The organism is Candidatus Kapaibacterium sp. (genome assembly GCA_023957315.1).
Lineage (GTDB): Bacteria > Bacteroidota > Ignavibacteria > Kapaibacteriales > UBA2268 > PGYU01.
On sequence record JAMLHE010000005.1, the window covers coordinates 188999 to 200708 of the forward strand.

5 protein-coding genes and 1 tRNA gene are annotated in these 11710 nt (G+C 39.1%); 2 read left to right on the forward strand and 4 right to left on the reverse strand.

Annotation, left to right across the window (positions count from 1 at the left end):
* The first annotated feature begins 52 nt into the window (after window positions 1-52).
* Complete coding sequence (locus M9949_07285; GenBank protein ID MCO5251210.1) at window positions 53-4360, forward strand: S8 family serine peptidase; 4308 nt, start codon at window positions 53-55, stop codon at window positions 4358-4360.
* 110 nt (window positions 4361-4470) lie between these two features.
* Here M9949_07285 and murB read toward each other — a convergent pair whose 3' ends face one another.
* Genes murB through M9949_07300 form a run of 3 tightly spaced genes read right to left on the reverse strand, consistent with a single transcriptional unit; the run spans window position 4471 to window position 10695 of the window.
* Window positions 4471-5487: a UDP-N-acetylmuramate dehydrogenase gene (murB, locus tag M9949_07290; protein MCO5251211.1), complete on the reverse strand. Its 1017-nt coding sequence runs from the start codon at window positions 5485-5487 to the stop codon at window positions 4471-4473.
* 58 nt (window positions 5488-5545) lie between these two features.
* Entirely contained in the window at window positions 5546-6940 is a 1395-nt protein-coding gene (fumC, locus tag M9949_07295) for a class II fumarate hydratase (GenBank protein ID MCO5251212.1), read from the reverse strand.
* Window positions 6941-6990: 50 nt separating this feature from the next.
* Window positions 6991-10695: a UvrD-helicase domain-containing protein gene (locus tag M9949_07300; GenBank protein ID MCO5251213.1), complete on the reverse strand. Its 3705-nt coding sequence runs from the start codon at window positions 10693-10695 to the stop codon at window positions 6991-6993.
* Between the two features lie 84 nt (window positions 10696-10779).
* Between M9949_07300 and M9949_07305 the strand changes: the two genes are divergently transcribed.
* Window positions 10780-10852: transfer RNA gene (locus M9949_07305), tRNA-Met, on the forward strand.
* Between the two features lie 51 nt (window positions 10853-10903).
* Here the strand turns inward: M9949_07305 and ppk2 are convergent.
* Complete coding sequence (ppk2, locus tag M9949_07310; protein MCO5251214.1) at window positions 10904-11710, reverse strand: polyphosphate kinase 2; 807 nt, start codon at window positions 11708-11710, stop codon at window positions 10904-10906.

The window sequence follows — 11710 nt, forward strand, 5'->3', positions numbered from 1 at the left end:
AGTGCCATTACGTCTTAAGTGATGGCACTCTTTTATTATTTCGCGAGTAAATATGAGCATGAACATAAGATTTTTAATTGCATTTGCAATTGTGGCATTATCAATTCATTTAAATCCCTCAGTTGAACTTCAATCTGCAGAAAGTAACTCCTACATCATCAAATACAATGGCAATCTTAAGCAAAGGTTCGCTACAGTTAATTTCGATTTAGAAGTGAAGAAAGTTTTTCGGAGCGAAATGATTAATACCGAAAAAATTTCAGACCAATTAATGAGTGCGGAAGCTCAAAACTTGCTTAGATTGCTTGGCAATTATTACGAAGTAAAAGTTACAAGAGACGAATTTGAAAAATTGAATGAATTATTCCAAAATGATGGTAGCCTCATTAGCATTACGCCCAATCATATTTATTCCATTAATAAAATCGCCCAAACAAATGATTCACTATTTTCTCAACAGTGGAATTTGAAGCAAGTCAATGCTCTAAAAGCATGGGAAAAGGCTGACGGCAAAGGCGTAATTGTCGGCGTAATTGATACAGGTATTGACTTTGAACACCCCGATTTGATTGGCGGATTGTGGATAAATTCGAAAGAGGATATAAATGGTAACGGACGATTTGATGCTTGGAGTGTGAATGAAATCCGAAACGGTGTTTCGGGCGATTTGGACGGGATTGACAATGATGGAAACGGCTTTATTGATGATGTGATAGGCTACGATTTTGTGGACCAAGATGTGGTAAATTTCGGTGACTATCGAGACCCCGACCCAATTCCCGAAGATGAAGGCGACCATGGTACAAGTGTATCGGGTATAATTGCAGCATCTACTAATAATGAAATTGGCATAGCAAGTGTAGCACCCGGTGCAAGGATTTTGACGTCTAAAGCGTTTGATATATCGGGCAATGCCGAAGCCGATGACATTGCGAAAGCTATCATTTATGCTGTGCTGAACGGTGCAAAAGTCCTGAATTTCAGCTTTGGTGAGCGCTACGAATCGCCCATAATGTACGATGCAATCAAATTTGCTTACAATGCCGGATGTGTCATGATAACGTCTGCCGGAAATACAGGCTGGTTTGGTGAGCATTATCCATCAATATATCCTGAGGTTATCAACGTGGGAGGAACGAATTCCATGGGTGGCAGATATGGCAGAAGCAACTACGGTTCTTTCATAGATTTAGTTGCCCCGGGCGAACAAGTCATGACAACTGTCGCAGGTGGCGGCTATGCCAATGTTTCGGGTACTTCAATTGCCGCTCCGCACGTCTCGGCTGTTGTGGCGATGCTTTTTGAAATTGACCCGACTTTGAAACCGAGCGAAATTCATGGGATTTTAGCGGCAACATCTTACGACATCGGTGATGAAGGTTGGGATGTATTTTTCGGTGCAGGAATTTTAGATGCTTACGAAGCAGTTAATTTTGTCGGTTCATCGGTATTTATGATTGATTCCCCAACAAATGAAACTGAATTTTACGCAGATAGAACACCAATTATTGATATTTACGGTTCTGTTGCTACTCCCCTTTTCGATAGCTATGTAATCAAAATTGGCAGAGGAATTTTGCCGGAAGTTTGGACAGATGTTTATACGGACAATCGTCAAAAAATCAACGACAAACTCGGCTCAATTGATATTAGCAATTTAATGACCGGAAAATATAATGTGTCATTATATGTAAATCTCAAAAATAAGAAGACAATCGAACGCAGGATAACTATAAATATTACAAATGAAAATGATAGCGCCAAATTTGAGTATCTCAACGTCGTGTCGGCATTTGCAAATGATAAAAGAGTGATATTAATCGGTGCCAAAACATCCAAAAAAGGCACGATGACAGTGAAATTCAGAGCTAATGAAAGTGATGAATATACATATCTGAAGCAATTCAAACATAAGAGCATTTATCATTCCATCGAAATATTTTCAGGGCTAACTCCCGGGCAAAATTATCAAGCAATAGCTGAAGTGATTACAAATTCCGGAGATACTTTGACTCGAGAATTCGAATTTTCGGTTGAAAATGATGTTTGGACGACTGAAAATTTCGACCCAAAACCCTATTCGATTCATCGCTCATACATAAATAACAATCATTATGATTTATATGGCGACGGCAATCCGGTATTTGTTGTAAATGATTTGTCAAGTTTAAATATCGGGACGACTAAAATTTATCAGTACCAATCCGGTCAACTCGTGCTCAGAGATACATCAGTAGCGGCGTGGATACCTGTCGGTATGGGTGATTCGAACGGCGATGGTATTCCTGAAATTTTTGCAACTGCCCAATTTAATTCCGTTTCGGAGCAAGGAAATTTCTTAGGCGATAATCCTTTTGCTAAACAAGTTTTCAAGAATCCGGTCGGAACTTCGTTTTGGGGCGAACAAATGTATGACCTTGACGGCGATGGTAAAAAAGATTTAATCGGGTATCGTTACGAAGTCGAGAACCGCCACTATCTTGTGTATGAGAATGTAAACGGCGAATACAAAATTAAAACAACTGCAGAATTGCCGGAAAATCTGAGGAATGTACCAATCACAAGAAATTCTGCAATTGCTGATTTGGACGGTGACGGGAAATTAGAATTATGCTTTGTGAACACAAATAGCAATGTGCTTATATATCAATACGAAAACGGAACTTTCAACATTGAATGGGTTGATTCTACAAAAAAATCAAATTCAAATCAGTTCCTGACGACAGCCGATATTGACGGCGACGGGATTCCGGAAATCATCCATATGTTTGCCGAATCGGAAATATTGTTCCAAAATAATGAGGCTCCGTCGAATATTTGGACAGCACGAGTTTTGAAATCAACTGCACATAACAGCTACGAGGAAATTTGGAAGGAACATTTTTATGGCGTGAAACAAGGCTTCGTAAGGACACTTTTCAGCTACAGAAATGGTATTGCAAGCGGAGATTTGGATGGCGAACCGGGCGATGAGATAATTTTCTCACCTTTCCCGAACCTTTATGTTTACAGGTATAACAAGCAAAGCAAGGAATTTGAAAAATTCTGGTGGTACCCGTCAACGTTGTCCAATTCAGCATTAATCGCAGATATAGATGGAAATGGCATGAATGAAATCGGATTCACGACATTCAGTTCGATGCGCTTTTTCGAGTACCGCAAGGGATTCGACGGTCCCAAAATGCCAACCAATTTCAAAGGTGTAGCACTTGACGCCGTAAGCGGCAAATTAACTTGGGATATGATGGATGATGCCGAAATGTATTTGGTGTATCAGTTAGTTCAAGATGGCAATAATGTGAATGCAATTTTGATAAAAGAAACTACCTTTAATGAACTGATAATTCAAGGGCTGACACCAGGCGGTACTTACGAATTTGTCTTGCGAAGCTTCAATTCCACTAAGCCCGACAAATTGAGTGATTACACAGATGTTGCAACTATCACTGCTATTGCTCCAGCAAAATTTATAAGTGCGGAAAGCACCGATAAGAATGTCGTAGAGGTAGTATTCAGCGGATTTTTACCTCATAATCATATCGAAGCCGGCATCTTTCTCTTATTTGACGATGAAGGTAATTACTTATCAGCAAGCTCGAGCACAATTACAAGCTATGATTCAGTCGCTCTCGTTACATTTCCTATTAATTTTGAACCGAATAAAAACTATAAACTCGTGATTAATCCTTTTTTGGATAGATTTGATAATTTAGTGACATCAGATTCTACATTTTTCACTTATAGCACTGAGCCTCTCGAAGACGAAATGTTTTTGGTTAAACTCATCTTTTTATCGCAAACTTTATTGCAATTAGAATTTTCGGAAGCTGTTGAATTGGAAAGCTCATCAAATAGGGCAAATTATGTGATGAAGCCCTTCGGCGAAGTTCTATTTGCAGAACGCAGCAATACAGATTCCACATTAGTATTGCTCAATATAAGCCAAAGTCTGAGAGACAGAGGAGCGAGGGGATTTGACTACACAATATCAGCGTATAATATCAACTCCACTGACGGCACTCCAATTACAAAGGGTCCGGGCAATACACTCGGTTTCGTGATTTCATCGGACGACCTTATAGACCCTTATGTTTTCCCGCACCCGATTGTACTTTCCGAAGAGCCAAAGATATTTTTTGCGAATTTGACTCAATTCGCTACCGTCAAAATCATGAGCCTCGACGGAGTAGAAATAATCAGCTTGTTGGAAAACAACGGCAATGGTGGTGTTGAATGGGACGGTAGAGACAGACACGGAGCACTTATTCCACCGGGCATTTATACTTATGAAGTCAGCGGCACAAACTCAGAAGGTATCGAAGTTTTTGCGAACAAGAACAAATTTGTTGTGTTGCCATAAGTAAATTCTGCGATTCATGTGTTACGTCTTTGTTACAAACTGACGTGACATTGCATATTCTTTGTGAACTTTGCGGTTAAATTGAATTTAAGAAAAATGAAATAACACTCTTAAACAAGATTTACTTCTCGTTCGAGCTTGATACCAAATTTGGATTTGACTGTATCAATGATAAATTCGGATAACTCAAATATTTCTCTACCCTTTCCTCCGCCGTTATTAACAAGCACCAGAGCATGTTTATCCGATACTCCAATATTAGAGTTCGTCATTCTGTGCCCTTTCAGTCCGGCTAAATCAATTAGCTTTCCTGCATGAACTTTAACTTTATCACCATTTATGAATCCACCAATATCGGGAAAATTAGATTTCAATAAATAATAGAATTCAAGATTCAATTCAGGATTCTTAAAGAAGCTGCCCGCATTCGGAATATTTTCGGGATATGGGATTTTTCTGCGGCGGATATCGCAAATTGCTTCAAATAATTCAATTGGAGTAATTTTATTTAGTGAAACACCATCAAATCTATCGCTCAAATCCTTGTATGAAATATTTGGCTCAAATTCTTTAGAAAGTTGATACGACACTGATGTTATGATATATTGATTTTTATGTCTTTTAAAAAATGAATCACGATAAGCAAATTTGCAATCATCCTTGTCAAAAGTGATGAATTGCCCCGATTTGACATCGAATGCTCTCAGCGAGAGGAAACAATTTTCTTGTTCGACGCCATAAGCACCGATATTTTGGATTGGTGCGGCTCCAACAGTTCCGGGAATAAGTGCCAAATTTTCCATCCCGTAAGATTCATTGCGGATACAAAATTCAAGAAATTCGTGCCAATTTTCACCGGCACCTGCCGTAATCGTTCTCGAATCTGACGAATCTTCAATTTCCAGCCCTTTGATTTCAATTTTCAGAATCGGATTTTGGACAATATCATCAACAAAAACAATATTAGACCCACCGCCCAGGACAATGAAGCCGGATGATTCAAAAAATCCACTATCGTATAAGTCAATCAAATCACTTTCCGATTCGATAACGAGCAACGATGAAGCAATTGCATCAATAGCAAATGTATTTAAATTTTCTAAGGAAATATTTTTGTATTCAATCATAAAATATGCGGAACAGTTGAACTATTCCGCAAATATATCAAAAAAAACGTGATAATCATTATTTAATATTCGGACCGAGCATATCAGCCGGATTCACAAGTCTGTCAAAATCTTCCTCACTCAAGATTGCAAGCTCAATCGCAGCTTCTTTCAGAGTTTTTCCGTGATGATGAGCATGTTTTGCGATTTTTGCGGCATTGTCATATCCAATATGAGGATTGAGTGCAGTAACGAGCATCAAGGTGTTATTCACAAAATGACTAATTTGAGCCCTATTCGCTTCGATACCGACAGCACAATGCTCGTTGAACATAACGCAAGTATCAGCAAGCAAGCGGGCACTTTGCAAGAAATTGAAAATCATAACGGGTTTGAAAACGTTCAACTCGAAATTGCCTTGAGTTCCGGCGAAATTGATTGTGGCATCATTTCCCATAACTTGAGCGACGACCATTGTCATAGCTTCGGATTGAGTAGGATTGACCTTTCCTGGCATAATTGACGAACCGGGTTCGTTCTCGGGAATAGTTAGCTCGCCGATGCCACATCGTGGACCCGAAGCCAACCAACGAATGTCATTAGCAATTTTCATGAGCGATGCAGCCAATGTTTTCAGCGCTCCATGTGCGAACACAAGAGCATCATGAGCAGCAAGTGATTCGAATTTATTTGGCGCTGTGACGAATGGCAGTCCTGTAAGCGATGCAATAGCTTCGGCTGATTTGACGGCGAACTGCGGATGTGCATTTAGACCCGTGCCAACGGCAGTTCCGCCGAGTGCTAATTCTAACAAGCCCGGCATTACTAAACGGATTCTCTCGATGCCGTTTTCCAATTGCTTGACGTAGCCCGAAAATTCCTGACCTAAAGTAAGCGGTACGGCATCCATCAAATGAGTTCGCCCTACTTTGATAACATCATCAAATTCGATAGCTTTTTTATTCAATGTATCCATCAATACTTGCACCGACGGAATTAATTTATTATTCAAAATTTCAGCAGCGGCTATGTGCATTGCAGTTGGAAAAGTATCGTTTGAACTTTGCGACTTATTAACGTCATCATTGGGATGAATGGGGCTTTTGCTGCCCATTACGCCACCTGCAATTTCGATAGCACGGTTTGAAATCACCTCATTTGCGTTCATATTCGTTTGGGTGCCGGAACCGGTCTGCCAGATTGATAGCGGGAAATGAGCATCTAAAGTGCCGGCAATTACTTCATCGGCAGCTTGTGTGATTAAATCTAACTTTTCAGAGCTCAAAGTTCCAAGCTGATTATTAGTCATAGCAGCAGCTTTTTTCAAAATGCCGATAGCGCGAATAATTTCGCGTGGCATTTTTTCCGTTCCAATATCAAAATGTATCAAAGACCTTGCCGATTGTGCTCCCCAATATACGTTAAAAGGGACTTCAATCTCACCCATTGAATCTTTTTCGATTCGTGAATTCATAATTTTCTCTCCATTTTTTTCTATAAAATGTTTGTAAAATTTCTAAACTTTTAAAGTAATAAAATTTCATCAAAATCTGTTTCAATTCTTTCATTTAATTGGGCAAATTCTGAAGAATCAATTTTGTATGTAAAGCACCAATCACTATTATCATCGCTTGCAATATTTGTAAAAATTAAGCGGCAAGTTATGCTTTTGACATTCTTGAAGCGTCGCCAAAGGAGATATGAGTAAAATTCTAACTGTGGAACATAACTCGCAGCGACTTCGCCAATTTGTTCATTTGTTATTGCATTAGATTTCCAGTCCCAGACTTCGATATGGTCATCATCGCGCTCAAAAAGCAAATCTATAATTCCGACTAAAAATGAGTTCCTAAATGGCATATTCAAGACAATTTCTTGTTCGGAATTGAGCAAATTGGCTAAATGAGCTCGGAAGAAGTTCGTGGATGCAGTTTTTGAGACAGTTTCAAAGACTCTATTAATAATCTCGCTTTTCGTGATTCCAAAATTTTCGGATGATGAAATACATTGTTTTCGCAAATTTTCAACATTTACGTCACCATCTTTTGCTAACCACAAATTTAGATTTTCAAAGACGTGATGAATAATCAAACCAAACTGTGTGCCGGGTGTATCATCTCTTGTGTCGCTCAGTTCAATATCATTATCACCACTATGATAGGAATCTGACAAACCGAGTATGTACCTATCCGAAAAGGCTTTTTTGTCGTTACGGAATAAGGCATATTTCGATGCCGAAATGTAATTTACTTGCTCCAAACTATCCGGAATGAATTGCCCTGTGAGCAATTTGACATCATCTTTATTTAGAGTGCTTGAAAATTTATATTTTCGCGATTCGGGTGCATCGCTATGAAAATGGAAATTGATGTTAAATTTGAATGGAACTGCCTCATCCTGAACGCGATTATCCGAATAAATACTCTGCCGAGCATAGAAAGTTCTTACTTCGACAGGTGTATTCAGCTTTTCCATAGCTATAAGTGACGCGGGGCTGAATATTGGGTCAGCGTTACGAAGCAATTCTGCAAATTCTCTCAGAGATGCCACGCCGTCTTTATTGATTTTCATTTCGGTGGAAAGTATTAGATGGTCTTTAGCTCTTGTGCAAGCCACATATAGCAGTCTTTTTAGTTCAGCAGTTTCTGCTTGTTTGTTCTTTTGCTTAACATATAACTGTGCCGGAATATCCAATTTGAGTGGTATGCTTGATTCGGCATTCCCATGTTTGAAGCTCATCTTTACGCCGCAATCCTTGTTTGTATCTAAGACTGAATTTTTGCCTGCTCGCACATTCATATTGTACAAAATAACAATTGGGAATTCTAAACCTTTCGATGCGTGGCATGTCATTAATTTTACGGCATTCGCGGATGTATTGAATGACGCCTCTTTTTCGCCGGATATTTCGGACAAAATTTCAAATTGCTTGATGAAATCGTGCAACATCGAAAATCCGCGACGTTCAAATGCAATCGAAAATTTGATTAATTGTTGCAAATTTGCCTTGATTTGCTGAATAGCAGGTTGCCCCGACCAAGAGCCAATGTATGCAGTTTCAGCAATAATTTTATTTATCAATCTGGGAAGTGGCAATTCTACCGAAATTTCGAGAAAACTATTGATGATTTCAAATGCTCGAGAGGTTTTTGCGTTTGCGTTAAATTCAGGATTTGATATAAAATGTTCTAATTTTTCAAATAAAGTATCGAAATTATTTAGGCGTGAGATTCGCAAAATTGTTGAATCGGCAAGCCCAAACATAGGCGACCTCAGAATTGATGCCAAAGCCAAATCATCAGCAGGGCTATTGATAAAAGTCAGAAAAGACATCACGTCAATAACTTCTTGAGCATCGTAAAAGCCGCGTCCGGAGCTTATGACATATGGCAAATTATGATGCATCAAAGCGTTTGCAATAGTCTGAATGCTCTTCTTCTTTCGGCACAAAATAGCAATATCGCCAAGGCAGGGCAGCCTCTCGCCTACTTGCTCATCTTTGACGGTTAAATCAGTTTCGCCATTTACAATTTTAAGAATAAAATTAACAACCAAATCCTCTTCTTTCTTGTGGGAATCTGGCTGTGCGTCCACATTAGTTAGCAAATCGTCCAAGATTTGTTTCGTATCCACATACTCATTTACTGCCACCAAACAATGGACACTACCGAAATGATTGCTCAAAGTGCCACTTTCAGCCACACTTTGCTCAAGTTCCTCTACCATTCTACCGGCTACAAATGGCGAATATGGCACTTCGTATTCGGAAGATTTCGTTTGTCCTTCGGCTCCCATCAGACTATTGAAAATCAAATTGTTGAATGCTGTCAGAACCGGACGAAGACGAAAAGTAACTGTCAGATTTTGTTTACCGATATTTGAAATAGGCTCTAAAGCCTTCTCAGAATTTAGCTTGACAATGTCCTCAGTCGCTGTACCGAAAACTTTGACATCCGCTGAACGAAATCCGTAAATACTTTGCTTGGGGTCGCCGACTATGAACAGCCTGTTTTGGGGCGGAACTGAATCGATAATTTCAATAATATGCTTGATGATTTCGTATTGTAGTGCATTCGTATCTTGGAACTCGTCCACCATGAGATATTTGATTCGGCTTGCGATTTTTTTCCGAGCATCGAAAGCATTTCGCTCCAACAAATCAAGCGTAAATAGCATCGAATCGTCAAAATCATATTTCGCTTCATCGTGCTGCTTGTTCATTAAAGTTTCAAGAGCTATATCGGAAATTCTAATCAAAGTACGGACATCATCGAAATATTTACCGCACAAATCCCAATTCGCATAATAATCTTTATAAAAATCACCTATCAAATTTAATTCAATCTCAGGATGATTATCACGCAGGAAAGTGTTGTATTTTGTGAAAAAGTTACTCCGGCTTAATTTTAATGATGCCAATTTATCGTAAATATCCAGCAAATCATTCATGGTTAATGATTCTGTGGCAATTCTCAACACTGCAACATTTACGATGTCTTCAGCTTCCGGCTTAATTTTATTATAATCATATCCAACGCTTTGGGTAAAATCTCTAAGTTTGCTGAAAAATTTTGCGAAAGCAGACCGGAAGAAATCTTGCAAATCATCAATAAGTTGTGAATTATCCCGAGTGTAAATTTGTTTGATTTCTCGAAATTTTTCTTTAGAATTGAGCATCAGCGTTACATTTGTATTGATTTGATTCATGCCGTAGCGTACGAGAAGTTCAAATTCTGAGGGAAAAATATCAGGCTCGGCATAAATATTTTCAATCATTTCGTCAATTGCTGCTTTTTTGTACAGAAAGGCTTCGTATTCATCGAGTTCTGTGTAGTTGGGCGAAATATCAGCTTCGATAGGAAATTCCCGTAGCAACGAATAACAAAAGCTGTGAATGGTCATTACAGGAGCAACACTCATTTTTTCGCGAATGATTTTCAAATCTTTCAAATTTGTGTTGTATTCCCTTTTGATATCGTCGTCAAATTCATCAATCAATTTTTCGATTTTGATGATGATTCGTGAACGCATTTCCTGAGCGGCTAATTTAGTAAATGTTATGGCGACAACCGAGTTGATATTTCTATTGCCGTGAGCAAACTCGTTCAACACCAAACGCAAGTATCGTTCTATAAGAACGGATGTTTTACCAGAGCCGGCATTTGCATTAACAGAAATATGAATATTCGAATCAAAAGCTTTTAATTGTTCATCTGTGAAACGATTCATGTGTTATTTTATAAATATATGATAAAAAACTAAGTAAAGTTTGGTTAAGTCAATAAAAATGCGTATTTTTGAAGTCTAAATGATCGCGGGATAGAGCAATTGGTAGCTCGTCGGGCTCATAACCCGAAGGTTCTAGGTTCGAGTCCTAGTCCCGCTACAATCGAAAACAAGGGGCACTAAAGCCCCTTTTTTCATTTTATAGCCCGGCTTAATAAATTTCATGCACATACCTAATTTCATTTTTCGGAGGTCGCACATAGGTACTGTCAATATTGCGTTCGGGCAGTTCCATCGGTGGCGGTATGACATCTTTGTAAGGAATTTGACCTAACAAATGAGCGATACAATTCAATCTGCCCTTCTTTTTGTCGTTGCAATCTACGTTATACCATGGAGATTCGGGAATATCAGTCAACCGAATCATAATATCTTTAGCTCTGGAATATTCTTCCCATTTATCCCATGATGCAATATCAATATCGGATAATTTCCATCTGCGGCTCGGGTCTCTTGCTCTGTCTCTGAAACGTTTTTCTTGTTCATCTTCATCAACGGTAATCCAATATTTGATTAGAATGATGCCTGAACGCACGAGCATTTTCTCGAATTCCGGGCATGACCTCATGAATTCATCGTATTCGTGTTTTGTGCAGAATCCCATGACATGCTCTACACCTGCACGATTATACCAACTACGGTCGAAAATCACGATTTCACCGGCAGCGGGAAGATGAGTAATATAGCGTTGGAAATACCATTGAGTACGCTCTCGTTCAGTTGGCTTAGTCAGGGCTACCACAGTTGCTCCACGTGGATTCAGAGGCTCTTGAATCCTTTTGATAATGCCGCCTTTACCAGCTGCGTCGCGCCCTTCGAACAGCACACAGACCTTAAGCCCCTCCTTTTTAATCCAATATTGCAACTTCACAAGTTCCAACTGAAGCCGCTCTAACTCGCTCTCATAAACTTTTTTGTCTATGCCGTCGTTCTTAGAATTTTTTTTGTCCTTAGCCAT